General features: G+C 75.9%; 17 protein-coding genes. 11 read left to right on the plus strand and 6 right to left on the minus strand.

What is annotated here, in order from left to right; translation table 11 throughout:
- Positions 1 to 515 (minus strand): cbb3-type cytochrome c oxidase subunit I (locus tag BM158_RS12110; RefSeq protein ID WP_242657469.1); only part of this gene is annotated, 515 nt, incomplete at its 3' end.
- A 150-nt stretch (positions 516 to 665) separates the two neighbouring features.
- Here BM158_RS12110 and BM158_RS12115 point away from each other — a divergent pair.
- Genes BM158_RS12115 through BM158_RS12140 form a run of 6 tightly spaced genes read left to right on the plus strand, consistent with a single transcriptional unit; the run spans position 666 to position 7,342 of the window.
- Positions 666 to 1,973, plus strand: a complete 1,308-nt coding sequence (locus tag BM158_RS12115; protein WP_091558942.1) for a cytochrome P450 — start codon at positions 666 to 668, stop codon at positions 1,971 to 1,973.
- 18 nt (positions 1,974 to 1,991) lie between these two features.
- Positions 1,992 to 3,143, plus strand: a complete 1,152-nt coding sequence (locus BM158_RS12120) for an acyl-CoA dehydrogenase family protein (RefSeq protein WP_091558947.1) — start codon at positions 1,992 to 1,994, stop codon at positions 3,141 to 3,143.
- On the plus strand, positions 3,140 to 4,153 hold the full coding sequence (locus BM158_RS12125; protein ID WP_091558951.1) for an acyl-CoA dehydrogenase family protein: 1,014 nt from the start codon (positions 3,140 to 3,142) through the stop codon (positions 4,151 to 4,153). Before BM158_RS12120 ends, BM158_RS12125 begins: the two co-directional genes overlap by 4 nt.
- Entirely contained in the window at positions 4,150 to 5,400 is a 1,251-nt protein-coding gene (locus tag BM158_RS12130) for an alpha-amylase family glycosyl hydrolase (RefSeq protein WP_091558954.1), read from the plus strand. Before BM158_RS12125 ends, BM158_RS12130 begins: the two co-directional genes overlap by 4 nt.
- A 15-nt stretch (positions 5,401 to 5,415) precedes the next feature.
- On the plus strand, positions 5,416 to 6,903 hold the full coding sequence (locus BM158_RS12135; protein ID WP_229827445.1) for a class I adenylate-forming enzyme family protein: 1,488 nt from the start codon (positions 5,416 to 5,418) through the stop codon (positions 6,901 to 6,903).
- Between the two features lie 55 nt (positions 6,904 to 6,958).
- On the plus strand, positions 6,959 to 7,342 hold the full coding sequence (locus BM158_RS12140) for a VOC family protein (protein ID WP_091558962.1): 384 nt from the start codon (positions 6,959 to 6,961) through the stop codon (positions 7,340 to 7,342).
- A 17-nt stretch (positions 7,343 to 7,359) separates the two neighbouring features.
- On the opposite strand, the gene BM158_RS12145 is transcribed toward BM158_RS12140, so the two are convergent.
- Positions 7,360 to 7,785, minus strand: coding sequence for a hypothetical protein (locus BM158_RS12145; protein WP_091558965.1), 426 nt, complete (start codon positions 7,783 to 7,785; stop codon positions 7,360 to 7,362).
- 34 nt (positions 7,786 to 7,819) lie between these two features.
- Positions 7,820 to 8,593 carry a thioesterase family protein gene (locus BM158_RS12150; protein ID WP_091561047.1) on the minus strand — a complete coding sequence of 258 codons (774 nt, stop codon included), beginning with the start codon at positions 8,591 to 8,593 and terminating at the stop codon, positions 7,820 to 7,822.
- A gap of 67 nt (positions 8,594 to 8,660) precedes the next feature.
- On the opposite strand from BM158_RS12150, the gene BM158_RS12155 reads away from it, so the two are divergent.
- The 5 genes from BM158_RS12155 (at position 8,661) to BM158_RS12175 (ending at position 12,622) form a co-directional block, all read left to right on the plus strand.
- Positions 8,661 to 9,512, plus strand: coding sequence for an HNH endonuclease family protein (locus tag BM158_RS12155; protein WP_229827444.1), 852 nt, complete (start codon positions 8,661 to 8,663; stop codon positions 9,510 to 9,512).
- Between the two features lie 78 nt (positions 9,513 to 9,590).
- Positions 9,591 to 10,259: a zinc metalloprotease gene (locus tag BM158_RS21520; protein ID WP_091558970.1), complete on the plus strand. Its 669-nt coding sequence runs from the start codon at positions 9,591 to 9,593 to the stop codon at positions 10,257 to 10,259.
- 29 nt (positions 10,260 to 10,288) lie between these two features.
- The gene (locus tag BM158_RS12165; protein ID WP_091558974.1) at positions 10,289 to 10,822 is read left to right on the plus strand and encodes an NUDIX hydrolase family protein; all 534 of its coding nucleotides are present in this window, start codon (positions 10,289 to 10,291) and stop codon (positions 10,820 to 10,822) included.
- Positions 10,823 to 10,859: 37 nt separating this feature from the next.
- Positions 10,860 to 11,774, plus strand: a complete 915-nt coding sequence (locus BM158_RS12170) for a zinc metalloprotease (RefSeq protein WP_091558980.1) — start codon at positions 10,860 to 10,862, stop codon at positions 11,772 to 11,774.
- Positions 11,775 to 11,815: 41 nt separating this feature from the next.
- Entirely contained in the window at positions 11,816 to 12,622 is an 807-nt protein-coding gene (locus tag BM158_RS12175) for an alpha/beta fold hydrolase (protein ID WP_091558982.1), read from the plus strand.
- Here the strand turns inward: BM158_RS12175 and BM158_RS12180 are convergent.
- From BM158_RS12180 to BM158_RS12190, 3 genes are read right to left on the minus strand one after another with little or no spacing between them, the layout of a single operon-like run.
- Positions 12,612 to 16,079 (minus strand): ATP-binding protein, encoded by a 3,468-nt coding sequence (locus BM158_RS12180; RefSeq protein ID WP_229827443.1) that lies wholly within the window; start codon positions 16,077 to 16,079, stop codon positions 12,612 to 12,614. The genes BM158_RS12175 and BM158_RS12180 overlap by 11 nt on opposite strands.
- Positions 16,076 to 16,711: a DUF4194 domain-containing protein gene (locus BM158_RS12185; protein WP_091558984.1), complete on the minus strand. Its 636-nt coding sequence runs from the start codon at positions 16,709 to 16,711 to the stop codon at positions 16,076 to 16,078. The genes BM158_RS12180 and BM158_RS12185 overlap by 4 nt, the downstream gene beginning before the upstream one ends.
- On the minus strand, positions 16,708 to 18,153 hold the full coding sequence (locus tag BM158_RS12190; protein ID WP_091558987.1) for a DUF3375 domain-containing protein: 1,446 nt from the start codon (positions 18,151 to 18,153) through the stop codon (positions 16,708 to 16,710). The genes BM158_RS12185 and BM158_RS12190 overlap by 4 nt, the downstream gene beginning before the upstream one ends.
- Positions 18,154 to 18,167 lie beyond the last annotated feature (14 nt).

Raw genomic sequence — 18,167 nt, forward strand, 5'->3', positions numbered from 1 at the left:
GCCAGGCCGGCGATCCACAGGTCACCACCGGCACCCGGGGAGTTGGTCACGTCCGACAGCGGGGAGTAGGCGAACCAACCGAAGTCCGCCGCACCACCCGGGGTGAAGAACCCCGAGATCATGATCAGGCCGCCGAACAGGAACAACCAGTACGAGAACGCGTTCAGCCGCGGGAACGCCACATCCGGAGCACCCAGCTGCAACGGCAGGATCAGGTTCGCGAACGCGAAGAACAACGGCGTCGCGAAGAACAACAGCATCACCGTGCCGTGCATGGTGAACAACTGGTTGTACTGCTCGTTGGACAGGAACTGCAGCCCCGGCCGCGCCAGCTCACCACGCATCAGCATGGCCATCAAGCCACCGACCATGAACCAGGTGAACGACGTCGCCAGGTACATCAACCCGATCACCTTGTGATCGGTGGTCCGCAGCAGCATCGACAGCCGCGAACCCTTCTCGGCCACGTGAACCGGAGAAGGACGGCTCACGATCGGGGCAGGAGCGATCGTCACGGGGGTGTTCCTCAGCTCGACGGGGGCGTGCCGCCAGCCTAGGCGGGGGGTACGACAGCGCTCGGAGGTCCCTGTGCCGTCGTCCTCGCGGTGCGTGACCTGGCTCACCTGCGGGGCTAGGGTCGGCCGCGGAGGTGGTCGACGGTGCCCATGGATCTGCTCGCGCACGTCCCCGGTGACCGGGGGTGGCCGGTCGTGGGGCACACGTTGTCCTTCGTGCACGACGCGGCCGGGCTGGTCGAGCGGCACCGCCGGGCGCACGGCGACGTGTTCCGGATGCGGGTGCTCGGCCGCGAGGGCGTCACCTTCCTGACCCCGCAGGCCACCCGCGAGATCTACCTGGACCCGGGCAAGGTGCTCTCCAGCGAGCGCGGCTGGTCCAGCTCCATCGGCCCGCTGTTCCGCAACGGGCTGATGCTGCGCGACTTCGACGACCACCACCGGCACCGCCGGGTGATGCAGCAGGCCTTCAGCCGGGCCGCGCTCACCGGCTACGTCGACGCGATCCACGACGTCACCGACCGGCACCTGCGCGGGCTGCCCGCCGGCGACGTCGACGTGTACGTGCTGATGAAGCGGCTGACCCTCGACATCGCCGCGGAGGTGTTCGTCGGGGTGTCCCTGGGGCAGCAGTCCGAGCGGGTGAACCGGGCGTTCCAGGCCGCGGTCGCCGCCTCGATCACCCCGCTGCGGGTCGCCGTCCCCGGCTCCACCTACCGGCGCGGGCTGCGGGGCCGGGCCGAGCTGACCCGGGTCTTCGGCGAGCTGGTCGCCCAGCGGCGGCGCGAGGAGCCGCGCGGTGACCTGCTCTCGCGGCTGTCGCACGCCACCACCGAGGACGGCGAGCTGCTGCCGGTCGACGACGTGGTCGACCACATGGTGTTCCTGATGCTCGCCGCGCACGACACCACCACCTCGACGCTGGCGGTCATGCTCTGGCAGCTGGCCCTGCACCCGGCCGAGCAGGACCGGGTGGCCGAGGAGGTCCGGGCGCTGGGCGGCGCCCCGGTCACCCCCGCCGACCACGGCCGGCTCGAGCACACCACCCGGGCGATGCAGGAGGCGCTGCGGCTGAGCCCGCCGGTGCCGTTCTCCCCGCGGCACGCCCTGGCCGACGTCGAGATCACCGGCGTCCGGGTGCCGGCCGGGCACGGGGTCAACGTGTCCAGCCTGGCGCTGCACCGGCACCCCGACTGGTGGACCCTGCCCGACGCCTTCGACCCCGACCGGTTCGCCCCCGGCCGGGAGGAGCACAAGCAGCACAGCCACCTGTTCGTGCCCTTCGGCGGCGGTGCGCACCTGTGCATCGGCAACCACGTCGCCGAGGTCATGGTCAAGGCGATCGTGGCCCGGCTGCTGGCCGGCCGGCGGGTGACCGCCGACCCCGCGGCCGGCGTCGTCATCCGGCCCGTGCCCATCCCCAAGCCCCGTGGACCGATGCTGCTGACGGTGCGCTGACCTGGTTCCATCGGCGGCATGCCGTCGACGCTGACGCTCGCCCCCGCCCCGCCGTCCGAGGCCGCCGAGGCGGTCCGGCTGGAGGTCCGGCAGTTCCTCGCCGAGGAGCTGGCCGCCGGCACCTTCAGCACCCACGTGGACACCTGGCTGTCCGGGGTGGACCCGGCGTTCTCCCGGAAGCTGGGTGAGCGCGGCTGGCTGGGCATGACCTGGCCGAAGGAGTACGGCGGCCACGAGCGCACCGCGATGGAGCGCTACGCCGTCACCGAGGAGCTGCTCGCCGCGGGCGCGCCGGTGGCCGCGCACTGGATCGCCGACCGGCAGTCCGGGCCGAACCTGCTGCGCTACGGCACCGAGACCCAGCGCAAGGAGATCCTGCCGAGGATCGCGGCGGGGGAGTGCTACTTCGTCATCGGCATGAGCGAGCCCGACTCCGGCTCCGACCTGGCCTCCATCCGCACGAAGGCGGTGCGCAACGCCGACGGTGACTGGGTGGTCGACGGCGCCAAGGTGTGGACGTCGAACGCGCACCACAGCCACTACGCGATCGTGCTGGTGCGCACCGCGCCCGCCGACCCCACCGCCCGGCACGCCGGCATGAGCCAGCTGCTGGTCGACCTGTCGCTGCCGGGCATCACGATCAACCCGATCCGCATCCTCGACGGCGGTCACCACTTCAACGAGGTGGTCTTCGACTCCGTCGTCGTCCCCGGCGACATGCTGCTGGGCGAGGAGGGCGCCGGCTGGCACCAGGTCACCGCCGAGCTGGCCTTCGAGCGCAGCGGTCCCGAGCGGATCCTGTCGACCTTCCCGCTGCTGGCGGAGTTCGCCCGCCGCGCGTCGTCGCCGGCCGAGCTCGCCACCCTGGGCCGGCTGAGCGCCCGGCTGCTCGCGCTGCGCCAGCTGTCCATCCGGATCGCCGCGGCGCTGGACCGGGGCGAGCTGCCCGACATCCCGGCCGCGCTGGTCAAGGACGTCGGCACCACGTTCGAGGCCGACGTCGCCGAGGAGATCCGCCGGGTGGTCGACGTCCCGGCGTCGCTGGACTCACCCGACCCGCTGGGGCGGGCGCTGGCCGAGGCGCAGCTGCACCAGCCCGGCTACACGCTGCGCGGCGGCACCAACGAGATCCTCCGCGGGATCGTGGCGCGCGGGCTGGGTCTGCGATGAGCGGCGAGCAGGACCTCGTCGTCTCCACGGTCCGGGAGATCCTGGCCGGCCACGAGCCGGTCAAGCTGACCGCCGAGCGCCGCTGGGACGCGCAGCTGTGGGCCGAGCTGGCCGACGCCGGGCTGACCGGGGTGGGGCTGCCGGAGGAGGCCGGCGGGTCGGGCGGCGAGCTGGCCGACGCGGTCGCCGTCGTCGCCACCCTGGCCGCCGGTGCCGGGGCGGTGCCCGTCGCCGAGCAGCTGCTGGTCGCCGGTCCCGCCCTCCTGGCCGCCGGGCTCAGCCTGCCGCCGGTGGGCGAGCCGCTGACCGTGTCGGTCTCCGGCGGCCTGCGGGTCGAGGACGGCCGGCTGACCGGGACGGCGACCGACGTGCCCTGGGCCGGGGTGGCCCGGCACCTGGTGGTGGTCGCCGACGGCCCGGACGGCGAGGTGCTGGCGCTGGTCGACGTCGCCGAGCTCGAGGCCGGCGACGCGACGAACCTCGCCGGGGAGCCGCGCGGGTCCTACGTGCTCGACGGGGTGCCCGCACAGGTCGGCCCGGTGGGGGAGCTGCGGGCCCGGTACGCGCTGGCCCGGGCGCTGCAGCTGTCCGCGGCCGCGGAGACCGTGCTGGCCTGGACCGTGCAGTACGCCGGGGAGCGGGTGCAGTTCGGCCGGCCGCTGGCGAAGTTCCAGGGCATCCAGGTGCAGCTGGCGCAGATGGCCGGCGAGGTCACCGCGGTCTCCGCGCTGGTCGACGCCGCGGTGCAGCGGCTGGACCGCGGCGAGCCGCTGGAGCTGGCCGCGGCCGCGGCGAAGGTGCGGGCGGGGGCGGCGGTCGACGTGGTCGCGCGGCTGGCGCACCAGGTGCACGGCGCGATCGGGTTCACCCTGGAGCACCGGCTGCACCACCTGACCACCCGCATGTGGTCCTGGCGCGACGACGCCGGCAACGAGACGACGTGGGCGCGGGTGCTGGGCGCCGCGGTCGCCGGCGACGACCCGTGGCCGGCCCTCGTGGGGGTCGTGTGAGCGAGCCCGCCTGGGTGCAGGACGCGATCTGGTGGCAGGTGCACCCGCTGGGGTTCGTGGGTGCCGAGCGCGAGGCCACCGACCAGGTGAGCCACCGGCTGCCGCGGATCGCCGGCTGGCTGGACCACCTGGTCGCGCTGGGCTGCAACGGCCTGGCGCTCGGGCCGGTGTTCGCGTCGGCCACGCACGGCTACGACACCCTCGACCACCTCCGCATCGACCCCCGCCTCGGCGACCAGGGGGACTTCGACGCGCTGGTCGCCGCCGCGCACGAGCGGGGCATCCGGGTGCTGCTGGACGGCGTGTTCAACCACGTCGGCCGCGACCACCCCGCGGTCACCGACCCGGCCCGCCGGCACTGGATCCGGTGGGACGGCGACCGGCCGGGCACCTTCGAGGGCCACGACCTGCTCGTCGAGCTCGACCACACGCAGGACGACGTCGTGGCCTTCGTCGTCGACGTCATGTGCTCCTGGCTGGACCGCGGCGTCGACGGCTGGCGGCTGGACGCGGCGTACGCCGTCCGCCCCGACTTCTGGGCCCGGGTGCTGCCCGCCGTCCGGGAGCGGCACCCCGACGTCTACGTCGTCGGCGAGGTGATCCACGGCGACTACCCGCAGGTCGTGGCCGCGTCGGGGATGGACGCGGTCACCCAGTACGAGCTGTGGCAGGGCGTCTGGCACGGCCTCGCCGAGGGCAACCTGTTCGAGACCGCGCACGCGCTGCAGCGGCACGACGGGTTCCTCGACGCCTTCGTGCCGTGGACCTTCGTCGGCAACCACGACGTCACCCGCATCGTCGACCAGGTGGGGGAGCAGCTGCTGCCGCACGCGCTGGCGCTGCTGTTCACCACGGGCGGGACGCCGGCCGTGTGGTCCGGCGACGAGTTCGGCTGGCACGGGATCAAGGAGCACCGCGCCGGCGGGGACGACGCGATCCGGCCGGAGTTCCCGGCCGACCCGCTCGCCGTCGAGGGCGGGGCCACCTTCGCGCTGCACCAGGAGCTGATCGGGCTGCGCCGCCGGCACCGCTGGCTGCACCGGGCGCGCACCGAGCAGCTGCACCTGACCAACGAGCAGCTGGTGCTGCGGTCGGTGGCGGACGGGGAGGCGCTGGTCGTCGCCCTGAACACCGCCGCCGAACCGGCCGTCGTGCCGGCGGCGGGGGAGCTGCTCGCCGGCGCGGGGACGGCGCGGGGCGGTGACCTGGAGCTGCCCGCCCACGGCTGGGCCGTCCTCCGCGGATAGGTGCAAGATGCAACGGTGATCTTCGAGAACAGCGGGATCGAACGGGGCGAGGACGGCGTCGCCCGGTACACCGGCCTGGCGCGCAACGTCGTCCGCGGCTTCGCCGACGCGGTCGCCGCGCACCCCGACCGCACCGCCGCCGTCGAGCTGGGCGGCGGCACCGCCACCTACCGGGAGCTGTGGAACGGCGCCGCCCGGGTGGCCGGCGGCCTGCGCGCGGCGGGCGTCGCCGCGGGGGACCGGGTCGCGGTCGGGCTGCCCAACGGGCTGGCGTTCCTGCGCGCCTTCTGGGGCGCCCAGCTGGCCGGCGCCGTCGTCGTCCCGCTGAACACCCGGCTCGCCCCGGTCGAGCGTGACTACGTGGTCGCCGACTCCGGCGCCGCCGTCGTGCTGGACACCGCCGACCTGCCCGACGACGAGCCGGTCGAGCCGGCGGACCCCGCGCACACCGACGTGGCCGCGCTGTTCTACACCTCGGGCACCACCGGCCGGCCCAAGGGCGCGGTGCTCACCCAGGAGTGCCTGCTCAGCTCGGCGGAGAACGTGCAGCGCTGCCGCGAGCTCGACCGCGCCGGCCACCACGTCTCGCTGATCTCGGTGCCGCTGTTCCACGTCACCGGCTGCTGCTCGCAGATGGTCACCCAGGTGCTCATGGCCGGGACCACCGTGCTCATGCCGAAGTTCTCGCCCGCCGCGTTCCTCGCCGCGGTCGCCGAGCACCGGGTCACCCTGCTGACCAGCGTGCCGACGATCTACGAGCTCGTGCTGCGGCACCCCGACCTCGCCACCACCGACCTGTCCAGCGTGCGGGCGCTGTCCTACGGCGGGGCGCCGATGGCCCCGGAGCTGGTGCACCGGCTGCGCGCGGCGTTCCCCGGCGTCGCGCTGGGCAACGGGTTCGGGCTGTCGGAGACGAGTGCGCTGGCCACCTTCCTGCCCGATGCCTGGACCGACGACCACGCCGACTCCGTCGGTTTTCCCGCCCCCGTTGTCGACGTCGCGGTCGACCGGCCGGACCCGGACACCGGGGTGGGCGAGCTGCTGGTCCGCGGACCGAACGTCGCGACCGGGTACTGGGGCGACCCGGCCCGGACGGCGGAGACGTTCCGCGACGGCTGGCTGCACACCGGCGACCTCGCCACGATCGACGGCGAGGGCCTGGTCCGGATCGTCGACCGGGCCAAGGACATGATCAACCGGGGCGGGGAGAACGTGTACTCCGTCGAGGTGGAGAACGCCCTGGCCGAGCACCCCGACGTCCTCGAGGTCGCCGTGGTCGGCGTGCCCGACGACGTGATGGGGGAGAAGGTCGGCGCCGTGCTGCTGGTGCGCGAGCCGCTGGACCTCGCCGAGTTCGCCGCGTTCGCCCGGCACCGGCTGGCCGACTACAAGGTGCCGCAGTGGGTGCGGGTGCTCGACGGGCCGCTGCCGCGCAACGCCGGCGGCAAGGTGCTCAAGGGCCCGCTGCGGACGGCGGAGGGCTGGACGCCGGTCCCTCGATGAGTTCCGGGCCGCCGGCCGGTCCTGTCCCCGACGACCCCCGGACCGAGGAGCTCCCGTGCGCCTGCGCGACCTGGACACCATCACCCTCTTCGTGGAGGACCTGACCGCCGCCCGTCGCTTCTACGCCGACGTGTTCGACAGCCGGGAGCTGTACTCCGACGACGTGTCGACCGCGCTGTCCATCGGCAACGTGACGGTCAACCTGCTGCAGGCCGACCGGGCCGAGGAGCTGGTGACGCCCGGCGAGGTGGGTGCGCCCGGCCCCGCCCGCTGCCTGCTCACCGTGCAGGTCGCCGACACCGACGCGGTCTGCGCGGAGCTGGCGCGGCTGGGCGTGCCGCTGCGCAACGGCCCGCAGGACCGGCCGTGGGGTGTGCGGACGGCGGCCTTCGCCGACCCGGCCGGCCACCTGTGGGAGGTCGCCGCGCCGCTGGCCTGATCCGGGTGACGCAGGTGTCAGTCGACGTCGCCGGGCACGTGCGGGGTGTCGTCGGACTGCGGGGCCACGGCCAGCTGGGCCAGCACCGACGCCACCGCGATGCCGCCGCTGACCGCAGCGGCCTGCCGGTAGCGCGGGAGGAGCAGCCAGGCGGGCACCATGCTCGCCGCGTGCAGCGCGTCGATCGCGGCACCGGCCTGGAGCGCCGGCCGGGTCGGGGTGGCCAGCAGGACGGCGCTCTGCACCACCGTGCGCACGCCGAGCACCCGCACCAGCCAGTTCGCCGGCGCCCGCCGTCCGGGTGCGAGGTGCGCGACCGTCCACCGGGAGGCGGCGGCCATGGCCAGCCCGCCGAGACCGAGGACGGCGGACACCGCGCGGGTGCGGGCGCGGCGCTGGCTGCGGGCAGGCAGGCCGCTGCGGACCGGGCTGATCGACGTCATCGTGCCCCGCTACCCGCACACCCCGTCGGGAACCTCACCGTGCGCGGACCAGCAGGGGCTGCGCCACCTCGCCGACCACCCCGGTGGCGTCGGAGACGGTGCCGGTGCACAGGCCCAGCCCGTTGGCCTCGATCCGGGTGCGGCAGGCCAGGTGCACCCAGTCGCCCTGCGCCTCCCGGGTCAGGTGGCAGGTCATGCCCGGCGGGATGGACAGCCACCGGTCCAGCGGCAGCTCCACGGAGATCCCGTTGGCGGCGTCGGCGGCGATCAGCACGCGGTCGGTCCCGGTGAGCTCCTCGCCGGCCACCAGCGGGATCCGGACCCGGGTCCACACGTCGGCGGCACCGAGCTGCTCGGGCGACCCGGCGGTGTAGCGCCACTCCAGCGCGTGCTGGTAGCCGAAGTCCGGCAGGTCGGGGAAGACCACCGTGCCCTCGTCCGGCACCGCCGGCGGGACGGCGGCCGGCGTCACCACCGGTGGGGTGGGGCCGGGCGCCAGCGACCACACGCGGGCGACCGCCGCCGTCCGCCCGTCGACGGTCAGCACCGCCTCGGTCAGGTCGATCCGCCGGCCGGGCCGGACCGGGGACACCTGCACCTGCAGCTCCCGCCGCGGGATGGCGCCGTAGAAGTCGACCGAGACCCGCACCGGCTGCTGCCCGCCGGCGGCCGCGGCGAGGTGGGCCAGCAGCGCGGACGGTGGGCCGCCGTGCTGGGCCTCGGCCTCCCACGGGCTCTCGGTCGCCCGGGTCGGGGTGTAGCGCCCGTCCCCGAGCGGCAGGTAGAAGGCCTCGGCGATCTCGTCCACGTGCCGCACGCTAGAGCAGCGCGTGTCGCACCCGGAGGACACGGGCGCCACCGCGCACCCTCGAGCGGTGAGCTCCCGACCCGTGCGCGTCCGCTCCGAGCGGGCCGGGCCCGCCCGCCGCGGCCCGTCCCGGCGCGCCCGCCGTGCCCTGCTGTCGGCGGTGTGCGCGCTGGCGGTGCTGCTCGGGGTCGGGTTCGGCGTGCTGGGCGGCGAGGACCCCGGCCCGGCACCGGTCCCCACCGCGAGCACCCAGCTGCCGCCGTCCCCCTCGGCACCGACGTCCGCGCCGGCCACGCCCACCACGGGGGCGACCGAGCCGCCGCCCCCGGTCACCGCCACCCCGGGCACCGCGCTGGCGGCGCTCGCCCAGCTGCCGGTGCGCGGGCGGGCGCCGCAGACCGGCTACGACCGCGACCAGTACGGCGAGGGCTGGGTCGACACCGACCGCAACGGCTGCGACACCCGCAACGACGTGCTGGCCCGCGACCTCACCGCCGAGCAGTTCCGCCCCGGTACCCGTGACTGCGTGGTCACCAGCGGCGTCCTGCTCGACCCGTACTCCGGCGCGACGATCCTGTTCCAGCGGGGGCAGGGCACCAGCGAGCTGGTGCAGATCGACCACGTGGTGGCGCTGTCGAACAGCTGGCAGACCGGCGCGCAGGGCTGGGACGCCGCCACCCGGGTCGCCTTCGCCAACGACCCGCTCAACCTGCTCGCGGTCGACGGCGGGCTGAACTCCCAGAAGCGCGACGGCGACGCCGCGACCTGGCTGCCGCCCGACCGCGGGTACCGCTGCGCCTACGTCGCCCGCCAGGTCGCGGTCAAGGTCAGCTACGGCCTCTGGACGACGCAGGCCGAGCACGACGCGATGGCCACCGTGCTCGCCACCTGCCCGGAGCAGCTGGTGCCCGTCGGGTGACACCCGACCGGGTGGTCGCGACCACCGATGTGGTGACGCAGCGTGAGGACGAGCGGGTTCCGGCACCACGATGCACCGGTGATCACCTCCCGGGTCCGTGCCGCCGCCCTCGTCGTCCTGGCGATCGAGGTGCCGCTGGCCGCCGCGCTGCTGGTCGCGAACAGCACGTCGTCCGCGCGGGCGTTGGAGCCCGGCCCGCACGCCTTCCTGCAGACGCACCCCGACGGCTCCCCGGTCACCTGGGACCCGTGCAGCCCGATCGGCTACGTCGTGAACTGGGACCACGCACCCGACGGCGCGCTGCCGCTGCTCACCGACGCGGTGGCCACCGTCGAGGACGCCACCGGCCTGACGTTCACCGCGCTCGGCGCCACCCGGGTGGACCCGACGTCGGACGCCGCGGTCGACGTGCTGCCCGCCGGTGCGGAGGTGCTCATCTCCTGGGTGCCCACCGGGGAGGAGCAGCTGTACGCCGACGGCGAGGCGGTCGGCTGGGCCCGGCCGCTGGCCGCGGGGGGCGGCTACGTCCGCGGGCAGGTCTCCCTGGACGCCGGCTGGTTCGCCGCTGCCTCGCCCGCCCAGGCCCGCCGGGTGGTGCTGCACGAGCTCGGGCACCTCGTCGGGCTGGACCACGCCGGCGACGACGGCCAGCTGATGGGCGCCCACGGCACCCCGACGGCGTTCCAGCAGGGCGACCTGGAGGGGCTCGCCGAGCTCGGCCCGCGCAGCGGACCCCGCTGCAGCTGATCGGCCCGGCCGTCGACTAGACAGTGCACATGACCGACGCGACCACCCTGACCGACGCCGGCTGGCTCTCCCGCGAGGAGATGGACTCAGCGCGCGAGCGGTTGCCGATCCTCTACGTCGACGCCGTCCCGGTCCGGGTGGACGACCACGGGGTGGTCACCGAGATCGGCCTGCTGCTGCGCGCGGGCGAGGACGGGCAGATCAAGCGAGCGCTGGTCTCGGGCCGGGTGCTGTACCACGAGCGGGTGCGCGCGGCCCTGCTCCGCCACCTGGAGAAGGACCTCGGCCCCCTCGCGCTGCCCCGGGTGCCGGCCTCGCCGCAGCCGTTCACCATCGCCGAGTACTTCCCGACCCCCGGCGTCACCCCGTTCCACGACCCCCGCCAGCACGCGGTCTCGCTGGCCTACGTGGTGCCGGTCGAGGGCGACTGCGAGCCCCAGCAGGACGCGCTGGAGCTGACCTGGTTCACCCCCGACGAGGCCCGCGACCCCGGTGTGCTCGCCGAGCTGGCCAACGGGCAGAGCCACCTGCTCACCCAGGCGCTGGCGCACCTCGGCGTGTGACGCGGGCGGGGCCGCGCCGTCCCGCACACTGGTCCCGATGACCGAGGACCCGGCCACGCAGCGCTACCCGCTGCCGCCCTGGCCCCCACCGGCCCAGTCCCCGCCGGCCGCCCTTCCGCCCGCCCCGTCCCCACCGCGGCGCGGCTCGCGGCTGCTGCGCGGCTTCGTCGTGCTCGTGGCCGTCGTCGGCCTGGTCGCCGCCGGCTGGTGGCTGCGCACCGGCGAGGCGCCGCCGGTGCCGCAGGTCGGGCCGTCGGCGGCCACCGCCGACCCGGCGCCGCGCACCGTGCCCACGCCCGGGTACGAGGAGTCCGGCACCCCGCTGGGCACGCCGCCGCCGGCCCCGGACAGCGACGTCTACGCCTTCGTCGCCCGGCAGGACGACGGCACCACCCCGGTCGCCTACGACCCGTGCCGCCCGGTCGCGGTCGTGCTCAGCCCGGACGGCGCCCCCGCGGACGCCGAGCCCCTGCTGGTCGACGCGCTGGCCCGGATGTCCGAGGTGACCGGGCTGCAGTTCCGCTACGAGGGCACCACCGACGAGCTGCCCGGCGGCTCGCGCGAGGCCTACCAGCCCGACCGGTACGGCGACCGCTGGGCGCCGGTGCTCGTCGGCTGGCGCACCCCCGACCAGGAGCCCGGCCTGGCCGGCGACGTCGCGGGCCTGGGCGGCAGCGCCTCGGCCGGCCCCGAGGGCGGACCGCTGGCCTGGGTGACCGGCAGCGTGACGCTGGACGGCCCGGAGTTCGCCGAGCTGGCCGCCTCCGGGGACGCCGAGGTGGGGCGGGCGATCCTGCTGCACGAGCTCGGCCACGTGGTCGGGCTGGCGCACGTCTGGGACTCCGACCAGCTGATGGCCTCCACCACCTCCGGCCGGGTGCTCGACTTCGCCGACGGCGACCTGGCCGGGCTCGCGCAGCTCGGCGCCGGGGTGTGCATCCCGGAGCTGTAGGGCCACCGATGAGATCGGCCGGCGGTGGCAGTCTCCCCGGCATGACCCAGCAGACCATCCGGCACACCCTCGACGCCCCGGGCGCCGTCCTGTCCTACGAGGTGCTCGGCAGCGGCCCGGTGCTGGCGCTCATCGGCCACCCGATGCCGGCCGACGGCTTCCGGCCGCTGGCCGAGCAGCTGGCCGGGGCGCACACCGTGGTGCTGCACGACCCGCGCGGCACCGGCGACTCCACCATGACCGACCCCACCGAGCCGCCGGACGTCGCGACCCTGGCCGACGACCTGTCCCGGGTGCTGGCCGCGGTCACCTCCGAGCCGGCCGACGTGTTCGGCTCCAGCGGCGGCGGCATCACCGCGCTGGAGCTGGCCGCCACACACCCCGAGCAGGTGCGCACCGTGGTCGCGCACGAGCCGCCGCTGGTGGAGTACCTGGACGACGCCGCCGTGCACCGGGCCGCCGGGGAGCAGGTGCAGCGGCTCTACCGCGAGCAGGGCCTGATGGCCGCGATGGCGCTGTTCGCGCAGCAGAACGGGTTCGCCCCGCCGCCCGGTGCGCCGGCGCCCCCGCCGCCGTCCGAGGCCGACCTGCGGTCGATGACCCGGCTGGTGCTGGGCATGGGCACGATGACCGGGCACCGGGTCGGCGAGCTGCCGGCCGGTCAGGTGGTCATCGGCGTCGGCGCGTGGTCGGACCAGGCGACGACCGGCCGGACCTCCCGCGCGGTCGCCGCCGAGCACGGCCTGCCGCTGGTGACCTTCCCCGGCGGGCACGGCGGGTTCCATCCCGACCAGGGCGGTGACCCGGTCGCGTTCGCCGTGGCGCTGGAGGAGGCCCTCAGGCGGTGACGGTCCGGGCCAGCGCGCGCCGGGCCCGGTAGTCGGCCACGGTCAGGCACTGCAGCCGCGACTCGTCGCCCTGCTGGTTGTCCACGTAGGCCAGCGACGCCACGTAGGGCTCGATGGTGTGGATCTTCTGCAGCGGGGTGACGACGAGCAGCTGCAGACCCAGCCGGGCGAACAGGTCCAGGGCGAACCGGGTGGAGTCGTCCGAGCCCCGCCCGAACGCCTCGTCGACCACGACGAACCGGAAGTCGCGGGCCAGCTGCTTCGCCGGGTCGATGCCGAACTGGTAGGCCAGCGAGGCGGCGAGCACGGTGTAGGCCAGCTTCTCCTTCTGGCCGCCGGATTTGCCGCCGGCGTCGGTGTGCGTCTCGTGCTCGGCGTCGTCGTGCCGCCACCGCTCGGTCGCGGTGAACTCGAACCAGGTGCGGACGTCGGTGACCAGCCGGGCCCAGCGGCGGTCCTCGGCCACGTGCCCGGCGCGGCCGCGCAGCCGGTGCACCACGCGGGCGACCCGGGCGAAGCGCTCCTCGGGGTCGGTCTCGCCGGCGTCGGCGCAGGCCCGCAGGTCGGCGCGGAAGTCCTCGATCTCCGGGGCGGCCGAGCGCCGGGCCTCCAGGGCCAGGTAGCGGCCCGGGTGGTAGTCGATGTCGTGCAGCGAGCCGTTGATCGCCGCGACCCGCTCGGTGACCTGGTCGGCGCGGTGCTCCAGCTCGGCGAGGAAGCCGGCGACGTCGCGCACCGTGTCCTGCTCGAGCAGCGCGGTGAACGCCGCCTCGGCGCGGGGCAGCTGGTCGGCGCGCAGCCGCTCGTGCAGCGCCCGGAAGGCGTCGACCGCGCCGCGGGAGGCATCCAGGGAGGCGGCGACGTCGGGGTGCTGGGCGCGGAAGGCGGCCATCGCGCGCACCATCCGCTCCTCGACCTCGGCGCGGACCGACACCTGGGTGGTGCGCTCGCGCTCGAGCAGCGCGCGCATGTTCCGCTCGCGCTCGTCGACGTCGGCCAGGTCGGTCACCGGGACCGTCGCGACCAGGGCCCGGCGGTCCAGCCGCTCGGGGGCGGTCAGCGACCGGTCGATGCGCAGCGCCCGGGCGACCGCGGAGCCGTCGTCCACCGCGAGCTGCGCGGGCCGGACGTCGGGGGCCTCGTCGGCGACGCCGGCGGCGGCCAGCCGGCGGCGGACGCCCTCCAGCACCGAGAACGTCTCGCCCAGGGCGTAGGCGGCCGCGCCCCGGCGCTGCTGCAGGGTGGCCTGCGCGGTGGCCAGCGCGACGATGTCGCGGCGGACGTCGTCCATGGCGCCGTCCAGGCCGAAGAGGACGCCGGAGGCGGCGATGAGCAGGTCGCGCTCGCGGCCGAGCTCGGCGATCTGCCGGATGGCGCCCTGCCAGTCCAGCGCCCGCCAGCTGTCGTAGGCCGACAGCTGGGCGAGGTCGCGGCTGCGGGCGACGGCGCGGGCCCGCTCGGCGCGGACGGCGTCGCGGGCGGCGGTGAGCTCGGCCAGCTGGGGCAGCAGCGCGTTCTCCGCGGCGGTCAGGGCGCGGATCTTGCCGGCGGCGTCCCAGCCGAGCACCCGGTGCACGGGGTCGGCGGCGGGGTGCCGGTCGTCGAGGGCGTGCCGGCCGCTGCGGTCCTTGACCTGGCCGGTGCGGGTGACCGCGACCGGGGTGCGGGCGAACTCGGCGACGTCGTCGACCCGCAGGTGCGGGGCGCGGCGGGCCAGCAGGCCCTCCAGCCACGCGGCCAGCGGGGTGGACCGGACCTCGAGGACGGCGGCCAGCGACTGCGGCGCGGGCATCGGTGCGGCGGTGGGCAGCTCGGCGGGCACCGGCAGGTAGGCCAGCTCCGCGCCGAGGTCGGACCCCTCGACCCAGGCGCAGACCTCGGCGTAGCGGTCGGCGGGGACCAGCAGGGTGAGCGCGAGGTCGCGCAGCACCCGCTCGGCGGCGGGCACCCACTCGGCGTGCACGGGGGAGACCCGGACCAGCTCGCCGGCGAAGGGCAGCTCGGCGGCGTCCACGCCGAGGGCGGCGGCCAGCCGGTCGCGCAGCAGCACCTGCTCGCGGGGGACGGCGCCGGTGCGCCCGCGCAGCCCGGTCAGCTCGTGGCCGATGCCGGCGGCGCGGGAGCGCAGCGCGGCCAGTGCCACCTCGACCTCGGCGAGCCGGTCCTCGGCCTCGCCCTCGCTCTCCACGGCGCGGGCGAGGGCCTCGGCGACCTCGGTGCGCCGGACGACGAAGTCCTCGCCGTCCACGACCGGGTCCAGGCCGGTGGCCTCGAGCAGGCCGGCGAACACCCCGGCGCGGGTGCGCCGCTCGCGGCGGGCCTCCTCCAGCTCCAGCAGCTGCTCGTCGATGTAGCGCAGCCGCTCGCCGCCGTTGCCGGTGCGCTGCATGGTCAGCGACAGCTCGCGGGCGCGGGCCAGGTCGAGGTTGGTGATGCCCTGGGTCAGCGCGCGGTCGGCGGCGGCGACCTCGGCGCGCTGGGTGGTGGCCCGGGCGGCGAGCAGCTTCTCGCGCAGGGTGTCCGCCCAGCGGGGGAGCGCGGCGAGGTCGGCGTCGACGGTGGCGATCTGCTCGGTGAGGACGGCGTGCCGGTCGGCGTCGGTGAGCACCGGGCGCAGCTGGGCGAGCTGGGCGCGGCCGGTGACGACGGCGTCGTGCGCGCGGGTGAGGTGGTCGACGTGGCCGAGCAGCCGGTCCACCCAGCCGGCGGAGTCGCCGGGCTCGAGCAGGTGGCTGCGGACGAAGCCGTTGAGGTCGCCGACGGTCTTCATCGAGACGGTCTGGTGGAACAGGTCCATCGCCTGCTCGGAGGCGATGCCCAGCCGGTTGCGGAAGGCGCGGCCGTACTCGGTGAAGGTGCCGAACACCTCGACGTCGGGCCGGGCGGCCAGCCGGCGGCGCAGTGCCGCGGGGTCGCTGCCGAAGTCGGTCAGGTCGCCGGCGATGGACAGGTCGCGGTCGGCGACGAGGTGGAACCGGTCGGGCTGGCCGACCTCGCCCGAGCGCAGCCAGAAGACCTGGCCGAGGGTGACGGTCTCGTCCAGGCCCTCGTTGCGGAACACCGCCAGCAGCGCGGTCCAGGTGCTGCCCGGGCGCAGGCCGACGGTCCGGGTGCCGCCGGTGGAGCCGGTGCGCTCGGCCCGCCAGTGGCCCTGCACGTAGGAGCGCAGGTCGCGCTCGCGGGTCGGGGCGCCGGCGGCCTCGTTGTAGGAGACCCGGGCGGCGGGCAGCAGCAGCGTGCTGATCGCGTCGACGATGGTCGACTTGCCCGAGCCGATGTCGCCGGTGAGCAGGGTGTTCTGCCCGTCGGCGCGCAGCGTCCAGACCTTGCGGTCGAAGGTGCCCCAGTTGAGCAGCTCGAGGCGGTCCAGCCGGAACCCGGCGCGGGGGGCGGGGCCGTCGGGGCCGTCGTCCTCGGTGGTGAGCAGCAGGTGCGGCACCGGCGGGGTGGTGGTCACGGGAGGTCCTCCACGGCGGGCTGGAGCTGCTGGGTGGCGGCGGCGTACTCGGCGAGCTTGGCGTCGAAGTCGGCCAGCCACTGCGCGTCGACGAAGGCCTTGAGCACGCGGCGGACCTCGAAGCCGCCGTCCGGGCCGGGCATCCGGCGCAGGAAGCCGAGCTCGACGGCCTTGGCGACGTGCCCGTCCACCTGCTCGACCAGCCGGTTGCGCCGGCCGGGGTCGGGCAGCACCTCGGCGAGCAGGTCGACGATCTCCAGCCGGGAGAGCACCAGCCGGCCGCCGGCCTCGCCGGCGTCGGTGGCGGCCAGCCGGCGGCGCAGCAGCGCCAGCAGCAGGCTGACCGGGAAGGACAGCGACCGGCGGGCGACCAGCCGGGGCACGGGGACGCCGCCGTCGGGGTCCTCGTCGGGGCGCTGCCGCAGGAAGGCGTAGCCCTCGGTCTCGTCGACCACCGGCACCAGCCCGAGGACGGCGACGTGGTCGCGCAGGTCCGGCTGCAGGGCCAGCAGGTGCCGCCACACCTCCGGCGCGGACTCGCGGTAGACGACGCCGCGCATCAGCGAGGTCACCACCAGCGGGAGGCTCAGCTCGGCCCGGGGCGGGGCGGTGTCGGGCAGCAGGGCGGTCATCGGGGGTCCTCCGCGAGCACGGTCGGGACGGCGGGGTGGGCGCGGCGGCCGGCCGGGTGCCGGGACCCGGCGCGGGGGTCGGCGTGCCGGCGGGCGTAGACCACGCGGGGCAGGGTGGCGGTTCGCTGCCGGCCGTCGGGGTCGGTCCAGGAGACGGTGTCCGGGTCGTCGTCGGGGCCCCCGGGCTCGTCCTCGGCGGACGGCGCGGGCAGGACGACGTCGAAGGCCTCGTCGCGCAGGGACAGGTAGGCGACCAGCTCGGCGAGGCCGTGCTGCAGCGGGTGCTGCTCCAGCACGGTGGCGAGCTCGACACGCGGCCGCTGGAGCAGGGCGCGGCGGACGTGCGCGGTCAGCGGGACCGGGTCGACCTGCACCTGGTCGAACAGGGCCGCGGCGGCGAAGTCCTCGTCGCCGGCCTCGGGCCGGGCGCTGTCGACGGCGGCGCGGCGCGGCGGGGAGTAGAGGTGGCGCTCCATCGGCAGGACGACGGTCGGGTGCAGGTCGTCGAGCCCGACGGAGAACCCGTCCAGGTCGGCCAGGCCCGCCGAGAGCAGGCGGGCGCGGGCCTCGATGCCGGCGACGAGGTCGACGACGCGTCGGTTCTCCTGCCACACGTCGTCGTCCAGGCCGGTGCGCAGCACGTCGACCAGGCCGCGCAGCACCTGGCGGGTGTGCTGGGCGGCGGCGACCAGGTCGTGCCGGATGCGGCGCATCCGCGGGTCGGCGCAGGTGCGCAGCGCGGGCAGCGCGTGCACCCGGTCGAGCAGGTCGGTGAACTCGTCCTGCAGGCGGGGGGAGAGCAGCCGGTCGTAGCAGGCGTGGAAGCTGCGGCCCTGGTCGGTCTCGGCTATGCCGGCGCGGCCGGCGGCGACCTCGAGCGCCAGCGCGCCGTCCCCGGCGGCGATCCGGTCGCGCAGCTCCCGGTCGCGGTCGCGGAATGCGGCCTCGACGGCGCGCAGGTCGGCGAGCAGGCCGGTGGCGGTGGCGGTGGCGTGCAGGTAGCGGTCGCGCTGGGCGGCGGGCTCGTCGTCCCCGGTGGCCAGGGCGCGCAGCTGGTCGACGACCGTGCCCAGCCGGGCGGCGGTGTCGACGAAGGGACGGCGCTGCAGGCCGCGGACGAAGGCGACGGCGAGCTCGGCGGCGGGGGTGGCGTCCATGAGCGGCTCGTCAGAGCCGGGCGGGTACCAGGCGCGCAGCCAGCCGCCGTCCGGGCCGGCCCAGCCGTCGAGGTAGCCGCGGGCGTCGACCGGGACGCGGGAGGTGCCGTCGAGCTCGGCGAGCAGGTCGGCCAGCCGGTCGGCGAGCTCGCCGGCGGGCAGGCCGTGCGCGCCGCCCTCGGTGAAGACGCGGGCGAGGAAGGCGACGACGAGGGGTGCGTCGTCGGCGCGGAGCAGCCGCCAGGCCGCGTGCTGCTGCAGCGACTGGACGTCGTCGACCTGCATGTCACCCCTCCCGG

The sequence above is a fragment of the Klenkia taihuensis genome (assembly GCF_900112525.1).
In the GTDB taxonomy this organism is placed as follows: Bacteria; Actinomycetota; Actinomycetes; order Mycobacteriales; family Geodermatophilaceae; genus Klenkia; species Klenkia taihuensis.